21 protein-coding genes are annotated in these 25,862 nt (G+C 72.3%); 10 read left to right on the forward strand and 11 right to left on the reverse strand.

The features are described 5' to 3' along the window. The first annotated feature begins 35 nt into the window (after positions 1-35). A complete protein-coding gene (locus ACIQWR_RS32220) occupies positions 36-2,042 on the forward strand; it encodes a CocE/NonD family hydrolase (protein ID WP_404016857.1) in 2,007 nt (668 codons plus the stop codon). A 204-nt stretch (positions 2,043-2,246) separates the two neighbouring features. Here the strand turns inward: ACIQWR_RS32220 and ACIQWR_RS32225 are convergent, their stop codons facing one another. Then, complete coding sequence (locus ACIQWR_RS32225; protein WP_404016860.1) at positions 2,247-3,065, reverse strand: Cof-type HAD-IIB family hydrolase; 819 nt, start codon at positions 3,063-3,065, stop codon at positions 2,247-2,249. 140 nt (positions 3,066-3,205) lie between these two features. Between ACIQWR_RS32225 and fahA the strand changes: the two genes are divergently transcribed. The 9 genes from fahA (at position 3,206) to ACIQWR_RS32270 (ending at position 12,958) form a co-directional block, all read left to right on the forward strand. Beyond that, positions 3,206-4,483, forward strand: a complete 1,278-nt coding sequence (gene fahA / locus ACIQWR_RS32230; protein ID WP_404016862.1) for a fumarylacetoacetase — start codon at positions 3,206-3,208, stop codon at positions 4,481-4,483. 151 nt (positions 4,484-4,634) lie between these two features. Then, entirely contained in the window at positions 4,635-5,405 is a 771-nt protein-coding gene (locus tag ACIQWR_RS32235; protein WP_404016864.1) for a GntR family transcriptional regulator, read from the forward strand. A gap of 42 nt (positions 5,406-5,447) precedes the next feature. Continuing rightward, positions 5,448-5,675 carry a ferredoxin family protein gene (locus ACIQWR_RS32240; protein ID WP_399267723.1) on the forward strand — a complete coding sequence of 76 codons (228 nt, stop codon included), beginning with the start codon at positions 5,448-5,450 and terminating at the stop codon, positions 5,673-5,675. Between the two features lie 14 nt (positions 5,676-5,689). Then, positions 5,690-7,072: an ABC transporter substrate-binding protein gene (locus ACIQWR_RS32245; protein ID WP_404016867.1), complete on the forward strand. Its 1,383-nt coding sequence runs from the start codon at positions 5,690-5,692 to the stop codon at positions 7,070-7,072. After that, entirely contained in the window at positions 7,069-7,992 is a 924-nt protein-coding gene (locus tag ACIQWR_RS32250) for an ABC transporter permease (protein ID WP_404016870.1), read from the forward strand. The genes ACIQWR_RS32245 and ACIQWR_RS32250 overlap by 4 nt, the downstream gene beginning before the upstream one ends. After that, positions 7,989-8,798, forward strand: a complete 810-nt coding sequence (locus ACIQWR_RS32255) for an ABC transporter ATP-binding protein (RefSeq protein WP_404016871.1) — start codon at positions 7,989-7,991, stop codon at positions 8,796-8,798. Before ACIQWR_RS32250 ends, ACIQWR_RS32255 begins: the two co-directional genes overlap by 4 nt. A 27-nt stretch (positions 8,799-8,825) precedes the next feature. After that, positions 8,826-11,570 carry a fumarate reductase/succinate dehydrogenase flavoprotein subunit gene (locus ACIQWR_RS32260; RefSeq protein WP_404016874.1) on the forward strand — a complete coding sequence of 915 codons (2,745 nt, stop codon included), beginning with the start codon at positions 8,826-8,828 and terminating at the stop codon, positions 11,568-11,570. 94 nt (positions 11,571-11,664) lie between these two features. Further along, positions 11,665-12,267 (forward strand): hypothetical protein, encoded by a 603-nt coding sequence (locus ACIQWR_RS32265; RefSeq protein WP_404016877.1) that lies wholly within the window; start codon positions 11,665-11,667, stop codon positions 12,265-12,267. 70 nt (positions 12,268-12,337) lie between these two features. After that, the gene (locus tag ACIQWR_RS32270) at positions 12,338-12,958 is read left to right on the forward strand and encodes a Uma2 family endonuclease (protein WP_404016880.1); all 621 of its coding nucleotides are present in this window, start codon (positions 12,338-12,340) and stop codon (positions 12,956-12,958) included. Between the two features lie 78 nt (positions 12,959-13,036). Here the strand turns inward: ACIQWR_RS32270 and nuoN are convergent, their stop codons facing one another. Genes nuoN through nuoE form a run of 10 tightly spaced genes read right to left on the reverse strand, consistent with a single transcriptional unit; the run spans position 13,037 to position 25,848 of the window. Further along, positions 13,037-14,683, reverse strand: coding sequence for an NADH-quinone oxidoreductase subunit NuoN (gene nuoN / locus ACIQWR_RS32275; protein WP_404016882.1), 1,647 nt, complete (start codon positions 14,681-14,683; stop codon positions 13,037-13,039). Next, the gene (locus ACIQWR_RS32280; protein ID WP_404016884.1) at positions 14,680-16,290 is read right to left on the reverse strand and encodes an NADH-quinone oxidoreductase subunit M; all 1,611 of its coding nucleotides are present in this window, start codon (positions 16,288-16,290) and stop codon (positions 14,680-14,682) included. Before ACIQWR_RS32280 ends, nuoN begins: the two co-directional genes overlap by 4 nt. 1 nt (position 16,291) lies before the next feature. Next, a complete protein-coding gene (nuoL, locus tag ACIQWR_RS32285; protein WP_404016887.1) occupies positions 16,292-18,187 on the reverse strand; it encodes an NADH-quinone oxidoreductase subunit L in 1,896 nt (631 codons plus the stop codon). Between the two features lie 12 nt (positions 18,188-18,199). Continuing rightward, complete coding sequence (nuoK, locus tag ACIQWR_RS32290; RefSeq protein ID WP_007265827.1) at positions 18,200-18,499, reverse strand: NADH-quinone oxidoreductase subunit NuoK; 300 nt, start codon at positions 18,497-18,499, stop codon at positions 18,200-18,202. After that, positions 18,496-19,305 carry an NADH-quinone oxidoreductase subunit J gene (locus tag ACIQWR_RS32295; RefSeq protein ID WP_404016889.1) on the reverse strand — a complete coding sequence of 270 codons (810 nt, stop codon included), beginning with the start codon at positions 19,303-19,305 and terminating at the stop codon, positions 18,496-18,498. The genes nuoK and ACIQWR_RS32295 overlap by 4 nt, the downstream gene beginning before the upstream one ends. Next, complete coding sequence (gene nuoI, locus ACIQWR_RS32300; RefSeq protein WP_404016891.1) at positions 19,302-19,901, reverse strand: NADH-quinone oxidoreductase subunit NuoI; 600 nt, start codon at positions 19,899-19,901, stop codon at positions 19,302-19,304. The genes ACIQWR_RS32295 and nuoI overlap by 4 nt, the downstream gene beginning before the upstream one ends. Beyond that, on the reverse strand, positions 19,894-21,243 hold the full coding sequence (nuoH, locus tag ACIQWR_RS32305) for an NADH-quinone oxidoreductase subunit NuoH (RefSeq protein WP_404017061.1): 1,350 nt from the start codon (positions 21,241-21,243) through the stop codon (positions 19,894-19,896). Before nuoH ends, nuoI begins: the two co-directional genes overlap by 8 nt. 20 nt (positions 21,244-21,263) lie before the next feature. After that, on the reverse strand, positions 21,264-23,780 hold the full coding sequence (locus ACIQWR_RS32310; protein WP_404016893.1) for an NADH-quinone oxidoreductase subunit G: 2,517 nt from the start codon (positions 23,778-23,780) through the stop codon (positions 21,264-21,266). Then, positions 23,777-25,126: an NADH-quinone oxidoreductase subunit NuoF gene (nuoF, locus tag ACIQWR_RS32315; protein WP_354382690.1), complete on the reverse strand. Its 1,350-nt coding sequence runs from the start codon at positions 25,124-25,126 to the stop codon at positions 23,777-23,779. The genes ACIQWR_RS32310 and nuoF overlap by 4 nt, the downstream gene beginning before the upstream one ends. Then, positions 25,126-25,848 carry an NADH-quinone oxidoreductase subunit NuoE gene (gene nuoE / locus ACIQWR_RS32320; protein ID WP_404017064.1) on the reverse strand — a complete coding sequence of 241 codons (723 nt, stop codon included), beginning with the start codon at positions 25,846-25,848 and terminating at the stop codon, positions 25,126-25,128. Before nuoE ends, nuoF begins: the two co-directional genes overlap by 1 nt. Positions 25,849-25,862: the final 14 nt, after the last annotated feature.

The following is a 25,862-nucleotide window of genomic DNA, read 5'->3' on the forward strand; positions in this document are numbered from 1 at the left end:
CACGTTCCCAGTACTGCGAGGGGCTGAGGCCGCGCATGAACATCCGTACCGACTTCCCGTACGGGACCACCCACGAGGATGTCCGGATTCCGCTCCCCGACGGAGTGACGCTGTACGCCCGTATCTGGCGGCCCGTGACGGACGAACCCGTTCCGGCGCTGCTGGAGTACCTCCCGTACCGGCTCAGCGACTGGACCGCGCCCCGCGACCAGCAGCGCCACCCCTGGTACGCCGGGCACGGCTACGCCTCGGTGCGGGTCGACGTGCGCGGCCACGGCAACAGCGGGGGCCACCCCGGCGACGAGTACGACGCGCGGGAACTGGCCGACGGGGTCGCCGTCGTCGAGTGGCTGGCCGCGCAGCCCTGGTGCACCGGCGCGGTCGGCATGTTCGGCATCTCCTGGGGCGGCTTCAACTCCCTCCAGATCGCCGCCCTCGCGCCCGAGCCGCTCAAGGCGGTCGTCACCGTCTGCTCCACCGACGACCGCTACGACAACGACGTGCACTACATGGGCGGCTCCGTCCTCGCCGTCGACATGCACGCCTGGGCCGCCACCATGCTCGCCTTCGCCGCCCGCCCGCCGGACCCGCTCTACGCGGGCGACGGCTGGAAGGAGCAGTGGCTGGACCGGCTGGAGGCGCTCCAGCCGCTCGTCCACACCTGGCTCGCGCACCAGACCCGCGACGCGTACTGGAAGCACGGCAGCGTCTGCGAGGACTACGCGGCGATCGGCGCGGCCGTCCTGGCCGTCGGCGGCTGGCACGACCCCTACCGGGACACCGTCCTGCGCCTCGTCGAACACCTGCCGGCCGAGCGGGTGCGCGGCCTGATCGGCCCCTGGTCGCACCAGTACCCCGACCGCGGCCTGCCGCCGGGACCCGCGATCGGCTTCCTCCAGGAGACCCTGCGCTGGTGGGACCACTGGCTCAAGGGCGTGGACAACGGGGTCATGGACGAGCCGCTGCTGCGCTCCTGGATCAGCGAGTCGCACCGCCCGGCGACCGTCTACGAGCGGATGGAGGGCCGCTGGGTCGGCGACCCGGCCTGGCCCTCGCCGGCGGTCGCACCGCACACGTACGCGCTCCAGGGCGACCCGGTCCTCGTCGTGTCCCCGCAGCACACCGGCCTGGACGCGGGCCGCTTCTTCCCCTTCGGCAACGACGGCGACCTGCCGCCGGACCAGCGCGAGGAGGACGCCAAGTCGGCCTGCTTCGAGTTCCCGGTGGGCGCGGGCGGGCGGCTGGAGGTCCTGGGCCGGCCCCGGGTCACCCTGCGGCTGCGGATGGACGTGCCGTACGGGCAGGTCGTCGCCCGGGTCTGCGACGTGGCGCCCGACGGGTCCTCGACGCTGGTCACCCGGGGCGCGCTGAACCTGTCCGCGCGGCGGGGGCGGGACAAGGCGGTGCCGTGGCCGGTGGGCGCGTACGAGGACGTCACCTTCGAGCTGAACGGCATCGGGCACGCCTTTCCGCCCGGGCACCGGATCCGGCTCGCGGTGTCCTCCGCGTACTGGCCGTGGATCTGGCCGCGGGCCGGGTCCGAGGCGGGCTGGACGCTGGAGCCCGCGGGGAGCGCGCTGACCCTGCCGGTCCGGGACCCGGCCGTGGGGGCGGGCCCGGAGGTCGCCTTCGAGCCGCCGGAGCAGTCCGAGGGCCTCGGCGTGGTCTATCCCGAGACCCTGGACGAGCCGCGACCGGAGCGGCTGGTCGTGCGGGACGTGGCGCGCGGGCTCTGGCGGCTGGAGGTGGACCCGCGGTACGGCGGGACGCGGGTGTACCCGGACGGGCTGGAGTTCAGCGAGGACGCGCGGGAGGTGTACGAGATCGAGGACGGCGACCCCTTGTCGGCCCGGACCGTCTCGCACTGGCGGATCCGGCTGCACCGGCCGGAGCGGGGGTGGGACGCGAGGGTGGAGACCCGGTCCCGGATCTCGTGCGACGAGGGCGGCTTCGTGACGTCGGACGAGGTCGTGTGCCGGGAGGGGGACGAGGTCCTCTTCCACCGGACCTGGGAACGGCGCCTGCCGCGCGCCGCGGGCTAGGCCGGGCCGCTGCCCTCAAGCGCCGGGCGGGCTGAATCGGGCCCGGCCCGCCCGCGCGGCCTACCGACTGCCCTCAAACGCCGGGCAGGCTGGGATCAGCCTCGCCGGCGTTTGAGGCGTCCCCGGAGGGAGGGCGGTCGCGGCGCGGGGCCTCCGGCGGGGCAGATCAGCCCGGCCGGCGATTGAGGCGTCCCCCGGGTCCCGCTACGCGTACAGGCGTTCCAGGACCACCGCGATGCCGTCCGCCTCGTTCGACAGGGTCACCTCGTCCGCCACCGCGACCAGCTCGCGGTGCGCGTTCGCCATCGCCACCCCGTGGGCGGCCCAGGCGAACATGGGGATGTCGTTCGGCATGTCGCCGAAGGCGATCGTCGAGGAAGCGTCCAGGCCCAGGACGGCCGCCGCCCGGCCCAGCCCGCTGGCCTTGTCGATGCCCGGTGGCTGGATCTCCACCGTGTGTTCCCCGGCCATCGTGATGTTGACGAGGTCACCGACCACGCCCCGGGCGACCCGGGTCAGCTCGTCGTCGTCCAGCTCGGGGTGCTGGAGCAGCACCTTGTTGATCGGGGCCGACCACAGGTCCGCCCGGCGCGGCACGCGGACCGTCGGCAGGTGCGGGTGCCACATCCGGTAGCCGGGCCCCATCAGCATCTCCGCGTCCAGACCCTCCCGGTTGACGGCCGCGAACACCTCGCCGACCTCCGCTTCGATCTTGCCGAGGGCGACCTCCGCCAGATCCCGGTCCAGGGCGACGGAGTGCAGCATCCGGCCCTGCGCCGCGTCGTACAACTGCGCGCCCTGTCCGCACACCGCGAGCCCCGTGTAGCCGAGGTCGTCCAGGACGTGCCGGACCTGTGGGACGGGGCGCCCGGTGACGATGATGTGCCGGGCGCCTGCTGCGCGCGCCGTCGCGAGCGCCGCGTACGAACGGGCGGAAACTGTGTCACCTGCGCGCAGCAGCGTCCCGTCCAGGTCAGTGGCGATCAGGGCGTACGGGAGGGCGCGAAGGGGGGCGGAAGTCACGGGTTCAAGGATACGGACCTCGTTGGACAAGTCCTACAAATAGCGCCCGAATCCGGCCTCCCGCAGGCCTCACCAGGCACGTAACGTGTCAACAAAACCCGGGACACCCCCGGGCCGCCCGGAAAGCGAGGCAGTATCCCATGCCCCTGCAGAGCCCCCTCGACGTACCCGAGGGCGACCCGTTCGGGCCGCACAACCTCCCGTACGGCGTGTTCTCGACCGCCGAGGAGACGGGCGGGGCCGCGGAGCCCCGGCGGCGCGTCGGCGTGCGGATCGGCGGGTACGTGCTGGACGCCGGAGCCGTCGCCCTCGCGCTCGGGTCCCCGTACGCCGGGCTGCTCGGCCAGCCCTCCCTCAACCCGCTGCTGGCGGCCGGCCGCACCGCCTGGCACGACGTGCGCCGCGCGCTCACCGCGTGGGTCACCGACCCGGGCCACCGGCCCGCCGTCGAGCCCCACCTGGTGCCGCTCGAAGCCGTCACCATGCACCTGCCGTACGAGGTCGCGGACTACGTCGACTTCTACGCGAGCGAGCACCACGCCACCAACGTCGGGCAGATCTTCCGCCCCGACGGTGACGCGCTCACCCCCAACTGGAAGCACCTGCCCATCGGTTACCACGGCCGCGCGGGCACCCTGATCGTCTCCGGCACGGACGTCGTGCGGCCCTCGGGCCAGCGCAAGGCGCCCGCGGACCCGGCGCCCGTCTTCGGCCCGAGCATCAAGCTCGACATCGAGGCGGAGGTCGGCTTCGTCGTCGGCACCCCCTCCGAGCTGGGCACGGCCGTGCCGCTCGGCGACTTCCGGGAGCACGTCTTCGGCCTCTTCCTGCTGAACGACTGGTCGGCGCGCGACATCCAGGCCTGGGAGTACGTGCCGCTCGGCCCCTTCCTCGGCAAGTCCTTCGCGACCTCCGTCTCCGCCTGGGTCACCCCGCTGGAGGCCCTGGACGCGGCCCGCGTGGCGCCCCCGGCCCGCGACTTCCCGCTGCTGCCCTACCTCGACGACTCCGACGCCGGCGCCGACGAGCAGGGCGGCTTCGACCTGCACATCACGGTCGCGATCAACGGCCACGAGGTCGCGCACCCGCCGTTCTCCTCGATGTACTGGACCGCGGCGCAGCAGCTCGCCCACATGACCGTCAACGGCGCCTCCCTGCGCACCGGCGACGTCTACGGGTCCGGCACGGTCAGCGGCCCCGAGACCGGCCAGCGCGGTTCGCTCCTGGAGCTGACCTGGAACGGCCGCGACGCCCTGGAGCTCCCGGACGGCAAGCGGACCTTCCTGGAGGACGGCGACACCGTCACCATGACCGCCTGGGCCCCGGGCCCCGACGGCACCAAGGTCGGCCTCGGCGAGGTCACCGGCACGATCGCGGCCGCCCGCGTCACAGCCGGCCGCATCGCGGACGCCCGCTAGTCCACACCTCGGGACGCACGGCTGCGGCGGGGTGGCGGATCTTTCCGCCACCCCGCCGTCGTCCCAGGTCAGAGCGGTACGCCGGGTGCCGCCCGGTGGCGCAACACTGCGGCAACACCACCGCCCGGGGCCCCTCGGTATGTTCCGTCGCATGCCAGCCGAACGCCTCCGTGAGCACACCGTCCCGGTCGCCGCAGCGCGCCGCCGACGGCTGCGCGCGGACCGCGCCCGGCAGCTCGCCGACCTCCTGCGCCACCAGGTCCTCGCCGGCCACTACCCCGGCGGGGTCCTCCCGCTGGAGGACGCCCTCGCCACCGACTACCGCGCCAGCCGCAACACCGTCCGCCAGGCCCTCGACCTGCTGCGCGGCGAGCGGTTGGTGGCCCGCCAGCCCGGCGTCGGCACCGTCGTCGTCTGCGAGAAGTACCCGCACGGCCTCGACCGCCTCCAGGGCCTCGCCGAAACCCTGCACGAGCACGGCACCGTCAGCAACGAGGTCCGCACGATGGGGCCCGTACCGGCCCCGGCGCCCGTCGCCGAGCGCCTCGGCGTGCCCGAACACGCCGACGTGCTCTACATCGAGCGGCTGCGCCGGCTGAACGGTCTGCCGCTCTCCCTCGACCTCACCTACATCCCGATGGACATCGGCGCCGGGCTCCTCGACTGCGACCTGGAGCACACCGACGTCTTCCGGCTCCTGGAATCCCTGACCGGCGGCCCGCTGGGGCACGCCGAGATCACCCTGGAGGCCGTCAGCGCCGACGCGCACTCCGCCGCCGTCCTCCAGGCCCCGCGCGGCGCCGCCGTGCTGATGCTGGAGCGGCTCACCCACCTCGCCGACGGGCGCCCCGTCGACCTGGAGTTCATCCGCTTCCGCGGCGACCGGATCACCATGAGCGGACTGCTGCGCCGCGACCGCTGAACCCCCTGTTCCCTCCCCTTCCCCTCCTTCCTGGAGACAGCCATGCCTCTGGCCCCCCAGCGCGGCGACGTGCCCGTGACCATCGACGAGTCCCTGTGCATCGACGGCTGCACCCTCTGCGTCGACATGTGTCCGCTCGACTCGCTCGCCATCCACCAGGACAGCGGCAAGGCCTACATGCACGTCGACGAGTGCTGGTACTGCGGCCCCTGCGCCGCCCGCTGTCCCACCGGTGCGGTGACCGTCAACATGCCCTACCTGCTCCGGTGAAAGGCCCGATCCCCATGCGCACTCCCCCGCGGACCGCCCCGCGTACGAGAACCCTCGCGTCCCTGCTCCTCCTGGCGCCCCTGGTCACCGCCTGCGGCGGCCAGGGGGAGGGGACGGACGGCGCCAGGACGGTCACGGTGACCGTCGGCTACCAGTCGAAGACCATCAACACCGTCACCGCCGGCACCCTGCTGCGCTCCCTCGGCTACTTCGAACAGGAGCTGGCGGCCCGCGGCGAGCGGGACGGGGTCACCTACAAGGTCGACTGGCAGGACTACGCGACCGGCGCGCCCATCACCGCCCAGATGACCGCCGGGAAGATCGACATCGGTTCGATGGGCGACTTCCCGCTGCTCATCAACGCCGCCCGCGGCAAGGAGCTGAAGCAGCCCACCCACCTGGTCTCGGTGACCGGCTACAACCTCCGCGGCGGCCTCAACACCATCGTCACCGCGCCCGACTCGAAGCTGGAGTCACTGGCCGACCTGCGCGGCAAGAAGGTCTCCACCAGCGTCGGATCGGCCGCGGACGGCACCCTCGTCCGCGCCCTGCAGCGCGCCGGGATCGACCCCGACAAGGGCATCCAGAAACTCAACCAGCAGCCCAGCGTGGGCGCTTCGGCGCTCCAGGCGGGCAGCGTCGACGCGCTCTCGCAGTTCGTGGCCTGGCCGGGCCAGCTCGCCTTCGAGGGCCGGGCCAAGGCCCTGTACGACGGGGCCGAACTGAAGCTGGCGACCTTCCACGGAGTCACCGTCCGGGAGAAGTTCGCCCACCAACGGGCCGGCGTCCTCGACGACTTCCTGCGCGCCCAGCAGAAGGCCACCTCCTACCTGCGCGACCAGCCCGTGGCCGCCGCCGAGTCGGTGGCCAAGGCGACCGGACTGCCCGCCGAGGTGGTCTACCTCTACAACGGCGCCGACGGCATAGCGACCTTCGACCCGGCGCTGCGGCCGGAGTTGATCGACGCGCTCAAGCAGGACGTGCCGGTGCTGACGGCGGCCAAGCTCGTCGGCGGCGTCGACGTGGACGCCTTCGTGGACCCGGAGCCGCTGCGGCGGATCTCCGCGGCGGCCGGCCCGGCCTACCCGGCAGCCACCGGCGCCCGCTCCCGGCTGTGGCTCAAGGGAGCGGACCGGACCACCGCCTACGACTCCCCGCGCGAGCTGCTGCGGGCCGTGCGCGCGGCGGGCGGCCAGGTCCGGGCCGGCTACGTACCGGACGCGGTGACCGGCACCCCGTGGTTCGCCGACAAGGCGGTCTGGGTGGCCGAGGGCGCCGAGCTGCGCGCCTTCGTGACCCCCGCGGGCGCCGCGGCGTACGTCGCCGCGCACTCCGGCGGCGGGGCCCGCACGGTGACCTACGAGGAGGCCCTGGGCCTCGCCGGGTCCCCCGCGTGAGCGGCGCGGGCGATACGGGCGGCGCGAGCGACACGGGCCGCGCGGGCAGCGCCGGTCGCCGGCTGCTGCGGCTGGCCTCGCTCGGGGTCGCGCTGCTCGCGTGGCAGCTGCTCACCTCGCTGGACGTGAACCTCTGGCTGCGCTTCGAGCAGTTCCCGACGGTCGGCGAGGTCGCCGCGAAGTTCGCCGAGCGGGCCGCGACGGGCCCGTACTGGCAGGACCTCGCCGACAGCCTGCGCCGGATCGTCACGGGCTTCGCGCTCGCGGCGGTGGGCGGGGTGGCGGTGGGCACCGCGATCGCCCGCTCGAAGGTGGCCGCCGACCTGCTGGGGCCGGTGCTGGAGGTGCTGCGGCCGATCCCCGCGATCGCGCTCGTCCCGGTGGCGATCCTGCTCTTCCCCTCCAACGAGCAGGGGATCGTCTTCATCACCTGCGCGGCCGCCTTCTTCCCCGTCCTGGTCTCCACCCGGCACGCGGTGCGGGCGCTGAGCCCGGTGTGGGAGGAGGCCGTCCTGACCCTGGGCGGCGGGCGGGCCCGGGTGCTGTTCTCCGTGGTCCTGCCGGGCGCGCTGCCGGGGATCTTCGGCGGGCTGTCGGTCGGCATCGGGGTGTCCTGGATCTGCGTGATCTCCGCCGAGATGATCTCCGGCGAGTACGGGGTCGGCTACCGCACCTGGCAGGACTACACGGTGGTCGACTACCCCGGCGTCTTCGTCGGCATGGCCACGATCGGCGCCCTCGGCTGGCTGACCTCGACGGCCGTCGAACGGATCGGCCGCCGACTGACCGACTGGCTCCCGCAGCGCGGCGCCCGCTCCACGCCCACCGCCCGGATCCCCCGCCCGCGCGGGCCACGGGGCCGCACGCCGCGGGGCCGGACCGCGCACGACCACACGGTGAAAGAGGTGACCCCCGCATGAGCACGGTCAGCACGGCCACCGACCCGGCCGCACACAAGAGTCGGCCCGCCGCCGCGGGGGCGCGGTTCGCGCTGCGCGGCGTACGCCTCGGCCGCGGCCCCGCCACCGTGCTCGACGGGGTCGAGCTGGAGGTCGAGGCGGGCGAGGTGCTGGCCGTCGTCGGCCCCTCCGGCTGCGGGAAGTCCACCCTGCTGCGCACCCTGGCCGGACTGTTGCCGCCGCTCGCGGGCAGCGTGGAGCAGGACGGCCGGCCGGTGCTGCGCCCGGAGGCGGACCGGGCGCTGGTCTTCCAGGACGACGCCCTGCTGCCCTGGCGGACGGTGCGGGCCAACGTCGAACTCCCGCTCGCCATCCGCCGGGTGCCCCGGGCCGAGCGGCGCGCCACGGCGGCGGGCTGGCTGGAGCGGGTGGGGCTGGCGGACCACGCGGACAAGCTCCCCCACCGGCTCTCCGGCGGCCAGCGCCAACGGGTCCAGCTGGCCCGGGCGCTGGCCGGCGGCCCGCGGGCCGTCCTGATGGACGAACCCTTCGGCGCGCTCGACGCCCGTACCCGCGCCGAGATGCAGGACCTGCTGGTCGAGGTCCTCGCCGGGACCGGCGCGACCGTCGTCTTCGTCACGCACGACGTCGACGAGGCGCTGTTCCTGGGCGACCGGGTCGCGCTGCTCGCCGCCGGGCGCGTGCTCGACGTACCGCGTCCGCGCGAGCGGTCGGCGGCCGGCGACGCCCCGCAGGGCGCCCTGCGCGCGGAGGTCCTGCGCTCGCTGCGCGAGGACCCGCCGGGCCCCGACGGCAACACCCCCTGATCTGTACCGAACGGAAAGGCAGCACCCGTGGACATCCCCGCGATCGGCTCGGCCGAGGAGATCTCCTGCGACGTCCTCGTCATCGGCGGCGGCACCGCCGGGACGATGGCGGCGCTGACGGCCGCCGAGCGGGGTGCCCGCGTGCTCCTGCTCGAAAAGGCGCACGTACGGCACTCCGGCGCCCTCGCCATGGGCATGGACGGCGTCAACAACGCGGTCGTGCCCGGCCGGGCCGAACCCGACGACTACGTCGCCGAGATCACCCGGGCCAACGACGGGATCGTCGACCAGTCCACGGTGCGCCAGACCGCGACGCGCGGCTTCGCCATGGTGCAGCGCCTGGAGCGGTACGGGGTGAAGTTCGAGAAGGACGAGCACGGCGAGTACGCGGTCCGCCAGGTGCACCGCTCCGGCTCCTACGTGCTCCCCATGCCCGAGGGCAAGGACGTCAAGAAGGTGCTCTACCGGCAGCTGCGCCGGCGCGAGATGCGCGAGCTGATCCGGATCGAGAACCGGGTGATGCCGGTGCGCGTGCTCACCTCGCCCGAGGACGGCCGGGCGATCGGGGCGGCCGGCTTCCACACCCGCACGGGCGCCTTCGTGACCGTGCGCGCCGGCGCGGTGATCCTGGCGACCGGCCCCTGCGGGCGCCTCGGACTGCCCGCCTCCGGCTACCTCTACGGCACGTACGAGAACCCGACCAACGCGGGCGACGGCTACGCCATGGCCTACCACGCGGGCGCCGCCCTGACCGGCATCGAGTGCTTCCAGATCAATCCGCTGATCAAGGACTACAACGGGCCGGCGTGCGCGTACGTCGCCAACCCCTTCGGCGGCTACCAGGTCAACCGGCACGGCGAGCGGTTCGTGGACTCCGACTACTGGTCGGGCCAGATGATGGCCGAGTTCGCCGCCGAACTCGCCTCCGACCGGGGGCCGGTGTACCTCAAGCTCAGCCACCTCCCCGAGGAGTCCATCAGCTCCCTCGAATCGATCCTGCACACCACCGAGCGCCCCACGCGCGGCACCTTCCACGCCGGCCGCGGGCACGACTACCGCACCCACGACATCGAGATGCACATCTCGGAGATCGGCCTGTGCGGCGGCCATTCGGCCTCGGGGGTGCGGGTCGACGCGCACGCGCGCACCACGGTGGACCGGCTGTACGCGGCCGGGGACCTGGCCTCGGTGCCGCACAACTACATGATCGGCGCCTTCGTCTTCGGTGACCTGGCGGGCGCGGACGCCTCCCGGTACACCGCCTACGAGGGCCCCCTCCCGGCGGACCAGGTGGCCGCCGCGCACGAGCTGGTCTACCGGCCGCTGCGCACGCCCGACGGGCCGCCGCAGCCGCAGGTCGAATACAAGCTCCGGCGGTTCGTGAACGACTACGTCGCCCCGCCGAAGACCGGCGCGAAGCTCTCGCTCGCGGTGGCCGCCTTCGACCGGATGACCGGGGAGATCGCCGAGATGGGCGCGCGCACCCCGCACGAGCTGATGCGGTGCGCGGAGGTGTCCTTCATCCGGGACTGCGCGGAGATGGCCGCCCGTTCCTCGCTCGCCCGCACGGAGTCCCGCTGGGGGCTCTACCACGAGCGGCTCGACCACCCCGAGCGCTCCGACGAGGACTGGCTCTACCACCTGGACCTGCGCAAGTCCCCCGGCGGGGCGATGGAGTTCACGGCGCGCCCGGTGGAGCCGTACCTGGTGCCGGTGGCGGAGTTCGCACCGGCGGGCGGGGCGTCCCGGCACCTGGGCGAGGTGCACCCGCTGGACGTCGCGACGGCGGGAGCGGGGACGGGGGCGGGGAGCTCGCCGGTGGCGCGGACGGTCGGGGCCCCGGTGACGGCGGCCGTCGTTCCCTGGGCCCCCGCCGCCGGCTCGCCCCGGATCCTCGAACTGCTGGCGCTGGCGGAGGAGGCGCCGGGGCTGGCGGCGCTGCGGCCCTACCTCGTCGACCCGGACCCGGCGGTGCGCGCGGCCGCCGTGGCCGCGGTCAGCGAGAGCGTCCCGGCGGGGACCGGACCCGCGCTCGCCGAGCGCCTCGCCGACCCCTCCCCCGCGGTACGGGCGGTGGCCGCCGCCTCGCTGCGGGAGCTGCTGGAGGTGCTCCCGGCGGAGCCCGCGCTGGCCGCCGGGCTGCGGGCCGCGCTGGCGGTGACGGACCCGCGGGTCGCCGACCCGGTGGTCCGCTCGGCGGCGCTGGAGGCGCTGCGGGCGCTACGGCTGGGGGACGCGCCGCTGTACGCCGGCCACCTCGACGACCCCGAGGCGGAGGTGCGGATCCACGCGGTGCGGGCCCTGGTGTCGGTGGACGCGGTGGACGCCCTCGCGCGGGCCGCCGGGGACGGGGCGCGCGAGGTCCGGGTGGCGGTGGCCAAGGGGCTGGCGGCGGTGCGCGGTGCGCGCCCGGAGCCGCTGGAGGTACTGCTCGGCGATGCGGACCCGCTGGTGCGGGGGGCGGCGCTGGGGGCGCTGGCCACCACCGGGTGCGGGGGCCCGTACGCCGACCGGGCGGTGGCCGCGCTGTCCGGGGACCCGGCGTGGCAGGTCCGGGCGGGGGCCGCGGCCGCGCTGTCCGCGGCGCGGCCCGGGGTGGCGGTGGCGCGCCTCGCCGGGGCGCTGGCCGACCCGAACGCCGACGTCCGCAAGGCCGTCGTGCTCGCCCTGCTGGCCCACCGGGTCGAGCCGGCCGCCCGCGCGGCGCTCGCGACGGCCACCGCCGACCCGGACGCGGACGTGCGCGCCTACGCCGCCCGGGCGGCCGCCTGAGCGGGCGCCGCCCGCCCTCCTTTGGGTGAGCACCGCGTGCGCCCGCCCGCGCCCCCGCACAGGGTGGACGCACGCCCCCACCTCAGGAGCCCCGATGCACGCACGCCCCCTGAAGGCCGCCCTGACCTGCCTGGCCGCCGCGTCCCTCGCCCTGGCCGCCGTCCCGACGGCCCAGGCGGTGGACGGGCCCGCGCCCGACCCCCGCAACGTCCAGGCGATGCGGGACATGGCCACGGCGATGGCGGTGACCGCCAAGTACGTGGACGAGCGGGAGGCGCTCAAGGACGGCTACGTCCCGCACGGCGAGGAGTGCATGACCAATCCGTTCGGCGCGGGCGCCATGGGCTACCACTACGTCAAGCAGGCCAACTGGGGTTCGAAGGACCCGAGCCGGCCGACCGCGCTCCTCTACAGCACCGCGAAGGACTCCCACGGCCGGCGCAAGCTGGAGACCGTGGAGTGGATGTCCACCGACCGGGACCAGGACCTGAAGACCTCCGACGACCGGCCGAGCATGTTCGGCCTGCCCTTCGACGGCCCGATGCCGGGCCACTGGGCGGGCATGCCGAAGCACTACGACCTCCACCTGTGGGCCTACCGCGACAACCCGGCGGGCCGCTTCCACAACTGGAACACCGCCCTGACCTGCCCGAAGAAGGCCACCACCCCGACCGACCCGGCGCACGTTCACCCGTAAGGGCGGTGCTTCCCCATTTCTCGGCGATACGCTGAACGGACTCGCGAGACTCTGCCCCATGGGAGCACTGATGAGCGTCGAATCCGTAGCGCCACAGCCTGAACCGGAGCCGGGGCCACGCTGGCCGATCCCGCCGGCGGGCGGCTGGACCGCGGACGACCTGGACACGCTTCCGAATCTGCCTCCACACACGGAGCTGATCGACGGGAGCCTGGTTTTCGTGAGTCCGCAGAGCGTCTTCCACGAGCGGGCCATCGACTTGTGCAAGTGGCAACTGCAATCGGTGGCCCCTGATGACTACGAGGTCTTCCGCGAAATCACCATCGACATCGACAAGAGGAACCGGCCCGAGCCGGACGTCGTCGTCGTGCGAGCGGACGTTGTCGACGCTCTGGAACAGACTGCCTTCCCTGCCGAGGCCGTGGTTCTCGCCATCGAAGTGGTCTCCCCCGACTCGATCGGGCGTGACCGCGAAGCGAAGCCCTTGAAGTACGCCAAGGCCGGGATCCTCCACTTCTGGAGGGTGGAGAACAAGGACGGCCGGGCCGTCGTCTACGTCTACGAACTCGACCCCGCAACCGAGAAGTACGTCGCCACCGGCATCTTCCACGATCGGCTGAAGGTCACCGTCCCCTTCCCCGTCGACCTCGACCTCGACGCGATCACGCCGAAGCGGCGACGCCCCGAGTAGTCCCGCACGCCGATACGCGCCAGGGCCCGGCCCCCTTCCGAGGGGGCCGGGCCCTGGCGTGCGTACGGTGTCGGGTGGTCAGCGGACGAACGTGCTCGCGTGGCCGGCCAGTTCGAGGAAGTACTGGGGTGCCACGCCCAGGACCACCGTCACGGCGACGCCCACCGCGATCGTGGTCATCGTCAGCATCGAGGGGACGGCGACGGTCGGGCCGTCGGCCTTCGGCTCGCTGAAGAACATCAGCACGATGACCCGGATGTAGAAGAACGCCGCGATCGCCGAGGAGATCACACCGACCACGACCAGCGCGCCCGCGCCGCCCTCCGCCGCCGCCTTGAAGACCGCGAACTTACCGGCGAAGCCGGAGGTCAGCGGGATACCGGCGAAGGCGAGCAGGAAGACCGCGAAGACGGCCGCCGTCAGCGGGGAACGCCGGCCCAGACCCGCCCACTTGGACAGGTGCGTGGCCTCGCCGCCCGCGTCGCGCACCAGCGTGACCACGGCGAAGGCGCCGATCGTCACGAAGGAGTACGCCGCCAGGTAGAAGAGGACGGAGGAGACGCCCTCTTTCGACGTGGCGATCACACCGGCCAGGATGAAGCCCGCGTGCGCGATCGAGGAGTACGCCAGCAGCCGCTTCACGTCGGTCTGGGTGATCGCGATGATCGCGCCCGCCAGCATCGTGACGATCGCGACGCCCCACATCACCGGGCGCCAGTCCCAGCGCAGGCCCGGCAGGACCACGTACAGCAGGCGCAGCAGCGCGCCGAAGGCCGCGACCTTCGTGGCCGCCGCCATGAAGCCGGTGACCGGGGTCGGGGCGCCCTGGTAGACGTCCGGGGTCCACATGTGGAAGGGGACGGCGCCGACCTTGAAGAGCAGGCCCATGAGGATCAGCGCGCCGCCGATCAGCAGCAGCGCGTCGTTGCCCATGGTCCCCGCGAGGGCCGGGTCGATCTTCTGGACGGTGCCGTCCACCACGTCCGCGATGACGGAGTACGAGACGGAGCCCGCGTAGCCGTACAGCAGCGCGATGCCGAAGAGGAGGAAGGCGGAGGAGAAGGCGCCCAGCAGGAAGTACTTGACCGCGGCCTCCTGCGACATCAGCCGCTGGCGGCGGGCGAGGGCGCAGAGCAGGTAGAGCGGGAGGGAGAAGACCTCCAGCGCCACGAAGAGGGTCAGCAGGTCGTTGGCGGCCGGGAAGATCAGCATCCCGGCGACCGCGAACAGCATCAGCGGGAAGACCTCGGTGGTGGCGAAACCGGCCTTGACCGCGGCCCGTTCGCTGTCGCTGCCCGGGACGGACGCCGCCTGGGCGGCGAAGGAGTCCACCCGGTTGCCGTGCACCTCCGGGTCCAGGCGCCGCTCGGCGAAGGTGAAGACGGCGACGACGGAGGCCAGCAGGATGGTGCCCTGCAGGAACAGCGCCGGTCCGTCGACGGCGATGGCGCCCATCGCGGCGATGTGCGCCTTGGTGGTGCCGTAGCCGCCGGCGGCGAGGCCGACCACGGCCGCGAAGGCCGAGGCCAGTGCGGCGGCGGTGACGAACACCTGGACGGCGTACCGGGCCCGGCGCGGGACGAACGCCTCGACGAGGACGCCGATCAGCGCGGCGCCCAGCACGATCAGCGTGGGCGAGAGCTGGGCGTACTCGATGTGCGGGGCCGGGATCTTGTCGATCGGATCGGCGGCCAGGGCCCACAGGCCCACGGCGGTCGTGCTCACTTGGCGGCCTCCACGCTCTGTACCGGCACGCTGGGCTTGGGGTCCTGCTGCTTCACGTCGGACATGGTGTGCTTCACCGCCGGGTTGACGATCTCGGTCAGCGGCTTCGGGTAGACGCCGAGCCCGATCAACAGCGCGATCAGCGGGGCGACCACCAACACCTCCCGCAGGCGCAGGTCCGGCATGGTACGGATCTCCTCCTTGAGCGGGCCGGTCATGGTGCGCTGGTAGAGGACCAGCGTGTAGAGCGCGGCCAGCACGATGCCGAAGGTGGCGATGATGCCGACGACCGGGTAGCGGGCGAAGGTGCCCACCAGGACCAGGAACTCGCTGACGAAGGGCGCGAGGCCCGGCAGCGAGAGGGTCGCCAGTCCGCCGATCAGGAAGGTCCCGGCGAGCACCGGGGCCACCTTCTGCACGCCGCCGTAGTCGGCGATCAGCCGGGAGCCGCGGCGCGAGATCAGGAAGCCGGCCACCAGCATCAGCGCCGCCGTCGACAGGCCGTGGTTGACCATGTAGAGGGTGGCGCCGGACTGGCCCTGGGAGGTCATCGCGAAGATGCCCAGGATGATGAAGCCGAAGTGCGAGATCGAGGCGTAGGCGACCAGCCGCTTGATGTCCCGCTGGCCGACCGCGAGCAGCGCGCCGTAGACGATGCTGATCAGGGCCAGGACCAGGACGACCGGGGTGGCCCACTTGCTGGCCTCGGGGAAGAGGCCGAGGCAGAAGCGGAGCATCGCGAAGGTGCCGACCTTGTCGACCACCGCGGTGATCAGGACGGCCACCGGTGCGGTGGCCTCGCCCATCGCGTTGGGCAGCCAGGTGTGCAGCGGCCACAGCGGGGCCTTCACCGCGAAGGCGAAGAAGAAGCCGAGGAACAGCAGGCGTTCGGTGCCCTGGGACATGTCCAGGGTGCCGGCGGCCCGGGCGGCGATGATCTCCTGGAGGGAGAAGTTCCCCGCGACCACGTACAGCCCGACGACCGCGGCCAGCATGATGAGCCCGCCGGCCAGGTTGTAGAGGAGGAACTTGACCGCCGCGTACGAGCGCTGCGCGGCCGCGTTCTCGTCCGACCCGGAGTGTGCCCGGTCCCCGAAGCCGCCGATGAGGAAGTACATCGGGATGAGCATGGCTTCGAAGAAGATGTAGAAGACGAAGACGTCGGTGGCCGCGAAGGAGATGATCACCATCGCCTCGACCAGCAGGATCAGGGCGAAGAAGCCCTGGGTCGGGCGCCACCGGGAGGGGTGCCACGTGGCGGAGCCACTAGTCGGCTCGTCCAGGGGGTCGGCGTCGTGCCAGCCCGCCGCGATGATGAACGGGATCAGCAGCGCGGTGAGCGCGATCAGCGCCACCCCGATGCCGTCCACGCCGACCTCGTAGCGGACCCCGAAGTCCTTGATCCAGGAGTGGGATTCGGTGAGCTGGAAGCGGTCACCGCCCGGATCGAAGCGGACCGCGACGAGGACGGCCAGCGCCAGTGTCGCCAGCGAGACGAGCAGCGCGAGCCACTTGGCGGCGGTCCGGCGCGCGGCCGGTACGGCCGCCGTCAGGATCGCGCCGACCGCGGGCAGCGCCGCCGTCGCCGTCAGAAGCGGGAAATTCATCTCACACCGCCCTCATCAGCAGGGTCGCGGCGATCAGGATCGCCGTGCCCCCGAACATCGAGACCGCGTAGCTGCGGGCGTAGCCGTTCTGGAGCTTGCGCAGCCGTCCCGACAGCCCGCCGACCGCGGCGGCCGTACCGTTGACCACCCCGTCGACGAGGCTGTGGTCGACGTAGACGAGCGAGCGGGTCAGGTGCTCGCCGCCGCGCACCAGCACGACGTGGTTGAAGTCGTCCTGGAGCAGGTCCCGTCGGGCCGCCCGGGTCAGCAGCGAGCCGCGCGGGGCGACCACCGGGACGGGCTTGCGGCCGTACATCGCCCAGGCGACGCCGACCCCGAGGACCAGCACCACCATGGTGGACAGGGTCACCGTCAGGGCGCTGACCGGCGGGTTGCCGTGCTCGTGCCCGGTGACCGGCTCCAGCCACTTGAGGAAGCGGTCGCCGATCCCGAAGATGCCGCCCGCGAAGACGGAGCCGAAGGCCAGCACGATCATCGGGATCGTCATGGACTTCGGGGACTCGTGCGGCTGCGGCGCGCGGCCCTCCGCGTCGGGCTGCCAGCGCTTCTGGCCGAAGAAGGTCAGGAGCATCACGCGCGTCATGTAGAACGCGGTGATCGCGGCGCCCAGCAGGGCGACGCCGCCGAGGATCCAGCCCTCGGTGCCGCCCTTGGCGAAGGCCGCCTCGATGATCTTGTCCTTGGAGAAGAAGCCCGACAGCCCCGGGAAGCCGATGATGGCGAGGTAGCCGAGGCCGAAGGTGACGAAGGTGACCGGCATGTAGACGCGCAGGGCGCCGTACTTGCGCATGTCGACCTCGTCGTTCATCCCGTGCATCACGGAACCCGCGCCGAGGAAGAGGCCCGCCTTGAAGAAGCCGTGCGTCACCAGGTGCATGATCGCGAAGACGTAGCCGATGGGGCCGAGGCCCGCGGCCAGGATCATGTAGCCGATCTGCGACATCGTCGAGCCGGCGAGGGCCTTCTTGATGTCGTCCTTCGCGCAACCGACGATCGCACCGAAGAGGAGCGTCACCGCGCCGACCACGACGACCGCGGTCTGCGCGTCCGGCGCCCCGTTGAAGATGGCGCCCGAGCGGACGATCAGGTAGACGCCGGCGGTCACCATCGTCGCCGCGTGGATCAGGGCCGAGACCGGGGTCGGGCCCTCCATCGCGTCGCCGAGCCAGGACTGGAGCGGCACCTGGGCCGACTTGCCGCAGGCGGCGAGCAGCAGCATCAGCCCGATGGCCGTCAGCTTGCCCTCGGATGTGTCGCCGACCGCGCCCAGGACCGGGCCGAAGGCGAAGGTCCCGAAGGTGGTGAACATCAGCATGATGGCGATCGACAGGCCCATGTCGCCGACCCGGTTGACCAGGAAGGCCTTCTTCGCGGCGGTCGCCGCGCTGGGCTTGTGCTGCCAGAAGCCGATGAGCAGGTACGACGCCAGGCCGACGCCCTCCCACCCGACGTACAGCAGCAGGTAGTTGTCGGCGATGACCAGGATCAGCATCGCCGCGAGGAAGAGGTTGAGGTAGCCGAAGAAGCGGCGGCGGCGCTCGTCGTGCTCCATGTACCCGATCGAGTACACGTGGATGAGCGTGCCGACGCCGGTGATCAGCAGGACGAAGGTCATCGACAACTGGTCGAGCTGGAAGCCGAGGTCGGCCCGGAAGCCCTCCACCGGGATCCAGCTGAAGAGCCGCTGGTGCATCGCCCGGTCCTCGGCGGCGCGGCCGAGCATGTCGGTGAAGAGCGCCACGCCGATCCCGAAGGAGACGGCGGCGAGCAGGGTGCCGAGCAGGTGCCCGACCTTGTCGAGCCGGCGGCCGCCGCAGAGCAGCACCGCCGCTCCGAGCAGGGGCGCCGCTACGAGCAGCGCGATCATGTTCTCCACGGTGAGCGCCCCTTACAGCTTCATCAGGCTGGCGTCGTCGACCGAGGCCGAGTGTCGGGTACGGAACAGCGACACGATGATCGCCAGGCCGACCACGACCTCCGCGGCGGCGACCACCATCGTGAAGAAGGCGATGATCTGACCGTCCAGGTTGCCGTGCATCCGGGAGAAGGTCACGAAGGCCAGGTTGCAGGCGTTGAGCATCAGCTCGACGCACATGAACAGGACGATCGCGTTCTTGCGGATGAGCACGCCCGCCGCGCCGATGGTGAACAACAGGGCGGCGAGATAGAGGTAGTTGACGGGATTCACTTCGATGCCTCCTCACGGCCGAGCCGCTCGGACGAGGCCTGCTCCAGCGCCTTCAGGTCCTCCAGCGCCTTGCCGGACACGTCCCGGATCTGGCCCCGGGCGCGCAGGGTCTGGTTGACGGTCAGCTCGGACGGGGTGCCGTCCGGCAGCAGACCGGCGACGTCCACCGCGTTGTGCCGGGCGTAGACGCCGGGGGCGGGCAGCGGCGGGAGCTGGACGCCCTCGCGCACGCGCCGCTCGGCCAGCTCGCGCTGGGTCGCGGCCCGCTCGGTGCGCTCGCGGTGGGTGAGCACCATCGCGCCGACGGCCGCCGTGATGAGCAGCGCGCCGGTGATCTCGAAGGCGAACACGTACTTGGTGAAGATCAGCGTGGCCAGGCCCTCGACGTGGCCCGCCGAGTTGACCTTCCCCAGCCCGTTGAAGTGGTTCAGGGAGGCGTTGCGGATCCCGGCGATCAGCAGGATGCCGAAGCCGAGCCCGCACAGCAGCGCCAGCCAGCGCTGGCCCTTGATGGTCTCCTTGAGCGAGTCCGCGGCGGTGACGCCGACGAGCATGACCACGAAGAGGAAGAGCATCATGATCGCGCCGGTGTAGACGATGACCTGGACGACGCCCAGGAAGTACGCCCCGTTGGCGAGGTAGAAGACCGCCAGGATGATCATCGTCCCGGCCAGGCACAGCGCGCTGTGGACGGCCTTCTTCATCAGGATCGTGCACAGCGCGCCGAGCACGGCGACGGTGCCCAGGACCCAGAACTGCACGGCCTCACCCGTGGAGGTGAGCGAGGCGGCGGCCACGGCGTTCACGCGCCCACCTCCTCGGACTCGGCGGCGCCCTCGCCCTTGGAGACGGCGACCTGGCGGACCGTGCCCGGAGCGGCCTCCGTCACCAACCCGCGGTAGTAGTCCTGGTCGTCCGTGCCCGGGAAGATCGAGTGCGGGGCCTCGACCATGCCCTCCGTGAGCCCGGAGAGGAGCTGCTCCTTGGTGTAGATGAGCGCCTCGCGGCTGGAGTCGGCCAGCTCGAACTCGTTCGTCATGGTCAGCGCCCGGGTCGGGCACGCCTCGACGCACAGCCCGCACAGGATGCAGCGGGCGTAGTTGATCTGGTAGACGCGGCCGTAGCGCTCGCCCGGGGAGTAGCGCTCCTCCTCGGTGTTGTCCGCGCCCTCCACGTAGATCGCGTCGGCGGGACAGGCCCAGGCGCACAGCTCGCAGCCGATGCACTTCTCCAGGCCGTCCGGGTGCCGGTTGAGCTGGTGCCGTCCGTGGAAGCGCGGGGCCGTGGTCTTCTGCTGCTCCGGGTACTGCTCGGTCAGCCGCTTCTTGAACATGGCCTTGAAGGTCACGCCGAAGCCGGCGACCGGGTTCTGCCACTTCTCGTTCTCGTCGGTGTCAGACATCCTCAGCACCCTCCTCTCGGTCACTGTCGTTGTTCGGCCCGCCACTGACGATCAGCTCCCGCTCGGTGCGGGGACGCCTGCGCGGTACGGGTGCCAGGAGCTGGCCTGGCTTCGGCGGAACCGGGAAGCCGCCCGCCAGCGGATCGAAGGGCACGGCGTCGCTCACCGCGGCCTCGGCGGCCGCCTTCCCCTTGCGGTCGCGGAAGACGTCCGCGACCAGGGACAGCAACAGGACCGCCACGACGCCCCCGCCGACGTACAGCACGATCTCCGAGAAGTCGTACCGCTCGTTGCGCAGCGCCCGCACGGTCGCCACCAGCATCAGCCAGACGACGGAGACCGGGATGAGGACCTTCCAACCGAGCTTCATCAGCTGGTCGTAGCGCACGCGGGGCAGCGTGCCGCGCAGCCAGATGAAGAAGAAGAGCAACAGCTGGACCTTGAGGACGAACCAGAGCATCGGCCACCAGCCGTGGTTCGCGCCCTCCCAGTACGTCGAGATCGGCGCCGGGGCCCGCCAGCCGCCCAGGAACAGGGTGGTCGCGACCGAGGAGACGGTGACCATGTTCACGTACTCGGCCAGCATGAAGAGCGCGAACTTGATCGAGGAGTACTCGGTGTTGAAGCCGCCGACCAGGTCGCCCTCGGACTCCGGCATGTCGAAGGGGGCCCGGTTGGTCTCGCCCACCATCGTGACGACGTAGATGATGAAGGACACCGGCAGCAGCACGATGAACCAGCGGTCGCCCTGCGCCTCCACGATCTTCGAGGTCGACATCGACCCGGAGTAGAGGAAGACCGAGGCGAAGGCCGCGCCCATCGCGATCTCGTAGGAGATCATCTGCGCGCAGGAGCGCAGGCCGCCGAGCAGCGGGTACGTCGAACCGGACGACCAGCCCGCGAGCACGATGCCGTAGATCCCGACCGAGGCCACCGCGAGCACGTACAGCATCGCGATCGGCAGGTCGGTGAGCTGCATCGTGGTGCGCTGGCCGAAGATCGAGACCTGGTTGTCGGAAGGCCCGAAGGGGATCACCGCGATGGCCATGAAGGCCGGCACCGCCGCGATGATCGGGGCCAGGATGTACACCACCTTGTCGGCCCGCTTGACGACGATGTCTTCCTTGAGCATCAGCTTGACGCCGTCGGCCAGCGACTGGAGGAAGCCCCAGGGGCCGTGCCGGTTGGGGCCGATGCGCAGCTGCATCCAGGCGACGACCTTGCGCTCCCACACGATGGAGAAGAGCACGGTCACCATCAGGAAGGCGAAGCAGAACACCGCCTTGATGAGCACCAGCCACCAGACGTCCTTGCCGAAGAGCGACAGGTCCTCGGCAGCCATCTGTACGCCTTGTACGCCGTTCACGCGTCCACCTCCGAAATGGCGTCGCCGGTCTCGGCCCGCCGGGTCGCGGGGCCGATGCGGACCAGGGCGCCCGGACGGGCACCGGTGTCCGCGAGGACGCCGGATCCGGTGGAGTTCAGCGGGAGCCACACCACCCGGTCGGGCATCTCGGTGATCCGCAGCGGCAGTTCCACCGAGCCGGCCGGTCCGGTGACGGCGAGGACGTCGCCGTTCTTGACCCCGGTCTCGGCGGCGGTCGCCGCCGACAGCCGGGCACCGGCCTCGTGCCGGGTCCCGGCCAGGGCCTCGTCGCCCTGCTGGAGCAGACCCTGGTCCAGGAGCAGCCGGTGGCCCGCCAGGACCGCCTCGCCCACGCCCGGCCGGGGCAGCGGCGCGGTGTCCACGCCCTGCGCGCCCGCGCGGGCGCCGGCCCAGGGCCCGAGCCGGTCCAGCTCCCGGCGCACGGCGTGTACGTCGGCCAGCGCGATCGGTCGGTCGGCGGCGTCGGCCAGCATGTGCAGCACGCGGGCGTCGGCCGGGGCCAGCCGGCGGGTCATCTGGTCGGGCTTCAAGGCGGCCTCGAACGGGCGCACCCGGCCCTCCCAGTTGATGAAGGCACCGGCCTTCTCCGCGACGGCCGCCACCGGCAGGACCACGTCCGCGAGATCGGTGACCTCGCTCGGCCGCAGCTCCAGGCAGACCACGAAGGCCTCCTTGAGGGCTTCGCGGGCCCGGACCGGATCCGGCAGGTCGGCGACCTCGACGCCGCCGACGAGCAGCGCGCCCAGTTCACCGCTGGCCGCCGCCTCGACGATCTGGCCGGTGTCGCGGCCGTAGCGGTGCGGGAGTTCGTCCAGCCCCCAGGCCGCGGCGACCTCCTCGCGGGCCCGCGGGTCGGTGGCCGGCCGGGCCCCCGGCAGCAGGGACGCCAGCGCCCCCGCCTCGATCGCGGCCCGCTCGCCGGCCCGGCGCGGGATCCACACCAGGTGGGCGCCGGTCGCGGTGGCCGCCCGTACGGCCGCGGTCAGCGCGCCCGGGACGGCCGCGAGCCGCTCGCCGACGACGATGACCGCGCCCGGCAGCCGCAGCGCCTCGGCGGCCGCGTGAGCGCCGTCCTCCAGACCGGTGCCGGAGGCGAGGGCGTCCAACCACTCGGGCTCGGTGCCGGGGGCGGCGGCCAGCAGGGTGCCGCCCGCCTTCTGCAGACCGCGGGTGGCGAAGGGCGCGAGGCCGAAGGTGCGCTGCTTGCGCCCCAGGTGGGCCTTGCGCAGCCGCAGGAAGACCCCGGGGGCCTCCTCCTCGGCCTCGATGCCGACGAGCAGGACGGCGGGCGCCGCTTCCAGCGAGGTGTAGGTGACTCCGTCACCGTCGAGGTCCTTGCCGCGGCCGGCGACCGAGGAGGCCAGGAAGTCGCTCTCCTCCGCGCTGTGCACCCGGGCCCGGAAGTCGATGTCGTTGGTGTCCAGCACCACCCGCGCGAACTTGGCGTAGGCGTAGGCGTCCTCGACGGTGAGGCGACCGCCGGTGAGCACCCCCGCCCGGCCGCGCGCCGCGGACAGCCCGGCGGCCGCGGCCGCCAGCGCCTCGGGCCAGCTCGCCGGGGCGAGCACCCCGTCGCTGCCGCGCACCAGCGGGGTGGTCAGCCGGTCGGGACGCTGCGCGTAGCGGAACCCGAAGCGGCCCTTGTCGCAGACCCACTCCTCGTTGACCTCGGGGTCCTCGGCGGCCAGGCGGCGCAGCACCTTGCCGCGGCGGTGGTCGGTGCGGGTCGCGCAACCGCCCGCGCAGTGCTCGCACACGCTCGGCGAGGAGACCAGGTCGAAGGGGCGCGAGCGGAAGCGGTAGGCGGCGGAGGTGAGCGCGCCGACCGGGCAGATCTGGATGGTGTTGCCGGAGAAGTACGACTCGAAGGGGTCGTCCTCGCCGGTGCCGACCTGTTGGAGCGCGCCGCGCTCCAACAGCTCGATCATCGGGTCCCCGGCGATCTGGTTGGAGAAGCGGGTGCAGCGCGCGCACAGCACGCAGCGCTCGCGGTCCAGCAGCACCTGGGTGGAGATCGGGACCGGCTTCTCGTAGGTCCGCTTCTGGCCCTCGAAGCGGGATTCGGAGTTGCCGTGCGACATCGCCTGGTTCTGCAGCGGGCACTCGCCGCCCTTGTCGCAGACCGGGCAGTCCAGCGGGTGGTTGATGAGCAGCAGCTCCATCACCCCGCGCTGGGCCTTGTCCGCGACGGGCGAGGTCTGCTGCGTCTTGACGACCATGCCGTCGGTGCAGGTGATCGTGCAGGAGGCCATCGGCTTGCGCTGGCCCTCCACCTCGACGATGCACTGGCGGCAGGCGCCGACCGGGGCGAGCAGCGGGTGGTCGCAGAACCGGGGGATCTCGACGCCGATCTGCTCGGCGGCCCGGATGACCAGGGTCCCCTTGGGCACCGACAGTTCGACGCCGTCGATGGTCAAGGACACCGTGTCCTCGGCCTTCGGCCGCGGCGCCGCCTCTCCGCCACCGGCGGGAGCATTACTGGTGACGGTCACGCGTTCACCTCCGTGTCAGCCCAGAGGGTCGACTTCTTGGGGTCGAAGGGGCAGCCCTTGCCCGTGATGTGCTGCTCGTACTCCGCGCGGAAGTACTTCAGCGAGGAGAAGATGGGGCTGGCCGCGCCGTCGCCGAGCGCGCAGAACGATTTGCCGTTGATGTTGTCGGCGATGTCGTTCAGCTTGTCCAGGTCCGACATGACGCCCTTGCCGGCCTCGATGTCGCGCAGCAACTGGACGAGCCAGTACGTGCCCTCGCGGCACGGGGTGCACTTGCCGCAGGACTCGTGCGCGTAGAACTCGGTCCAGCGGGTGACCGCGCGGACCACGCAGGTCGTCTCGTCGAAGCACTGGAGCGCCTTGGTGCCCAGCATGGAACCGGCCGCGCCGACGCCCTCGTAGTCCAGGGGCACGTCCAGGTGCTCCTCGGTGAACATGGGGGTCGAAGAGCCGCCGGGGGTCCAGAACTTCAACCGGTGCCCGGGGCGGATGCCGCCGCTCATGTCGAGGAGCTGGCGCAGGGTGATGCCGAGGGGGGCCTCGTACTGGCCGGGTCCCACGACGTGCCCGCTGAGCGAGTACAGCGTGAAGCCGGGGGACTTCTCCGTCCCCATCGACTTGAACCAGTCCTTGCCCCGGTTCAGGATCGCGGGAACGGACGCGATGGACTCGACGTTGTTCACCACGGTGGGGCAGGCGTAGAGCCCCTCGACCGCGGGGAAGGGGGGACGCAGCCTGGGCTGGCCACGCCTTCCTTCGAGCGAGTCGAGGAGCGCGGTCTCCTCACCACAGATGTACGCGCCCGCGCCCGCGTGGACCGTCAGTTCCAGGTCCAGGCCGCTGCCGAGGACGTCCTTGCCGAGGTAGCCCGCCGCGTACGCCTCCCGCACGGCCTCGTGCAGGCGGCGCAGTACGGGGACGGTCTCGCCGCGCAGGTAGATGAAGGCGTGCTGCGAGCGGATCGCGTAACAGGCGATCACGATGCCCTCGATGAGGGAGTGCGGGTTGGCGAAGAGCAGCGGGATGTCCTTGCAGGTCCCCGGCTCCGACTCGTCCGCGTTCACGACCAGGTAGTGCGGCTTGCCGTCACCCTGCGGAATGAACTGCCACTTCATTCCGGTCGGGAAGCCGGCGCCGCCGCGGCCGCGCAGCCCCGAGTCCTTCACGTAGGCGATCAGGTCGTCCGGGGTCATCGCCAGCGCCTTGCGCAGGCCCTCGTACCCGTCGTGGCGCCGGTAGGTCTCCAGCGTCCACGAGTTCGGCTCGTCCCAGAACGCGGAGAGCACGGGCGCCAGCAGCTTCTCGGGGCTGGTGCCGTTCTCGTTCAGTTCGGTGGTCACCGTCATCACTCCCCCTCCTCGGCGCTCGCCTCGGCGCGCGGGCCGACGACCTTGCCGCTCTGGTGCGGGACCTCGCCGCGCGCGATCCGCAGCCCGATCAGCGAGGCGGGACCCGCGCCGCCGCTCGCCTCGACGGCGCCGGGGCGCTCGTCCGGGAAGCCGGCCAGGATCCGGGCCGTCTCCTTGTACGTGCACAGCGGCGCGCCCCGGGTCGGCTGCACCGGGCGGCCCGCGAGCAGGTCGTCGACCAGGGCCTTCGCGGACTCGGGGGTCTGGTTGTCGAAGAACTCCCAGTTCACCATCACCACGGGGGCGAAGTCGCAGGCCGCGTTGCACTCGATGTGCTCCAGCGTCACCTTGCCGTCGCCGGTGGTCTCGTTGTTGCCGACGCCCAGGTGCTGCTTCAGCTCGTCGAAGATGGCGTCGCCGCCCATGACCGCGCACAGGGTGTTCGTACAGACGCCGACCTGGTAGTCGCCCGAGGGCTTGCGCCGGTACATCGTGTAGAAGGTGGCCACCGCGGTGACCTCGGCGGTGGTCAGGCCCAGCATCTCGGCGCAGAACCGGATCGCGGTGCGCGAGACGTACCCCTCCTCCGACTGCGTGAGGTGCAGCAGCGGCAGCAGCGCGGAGCGGCTGTCGGGGTAGCGGGCGATGACCTCCTGCGCGTCCGCCGCGAGCCGGGCGTGCACCTCGGCCGGGTAGTCGGGGGCCGGCAGTCGGGGCATCCCCAGGGAGAGGG

This window comes from Streptomyces sp. NPDC098789, from assembly GCF_044759975.1.
Taxonomy (GTDB): Bacteria; Actinomycetota; Actinomycetes; order Streptomycetales; family Streptomycetaceae; genus Streptomyces.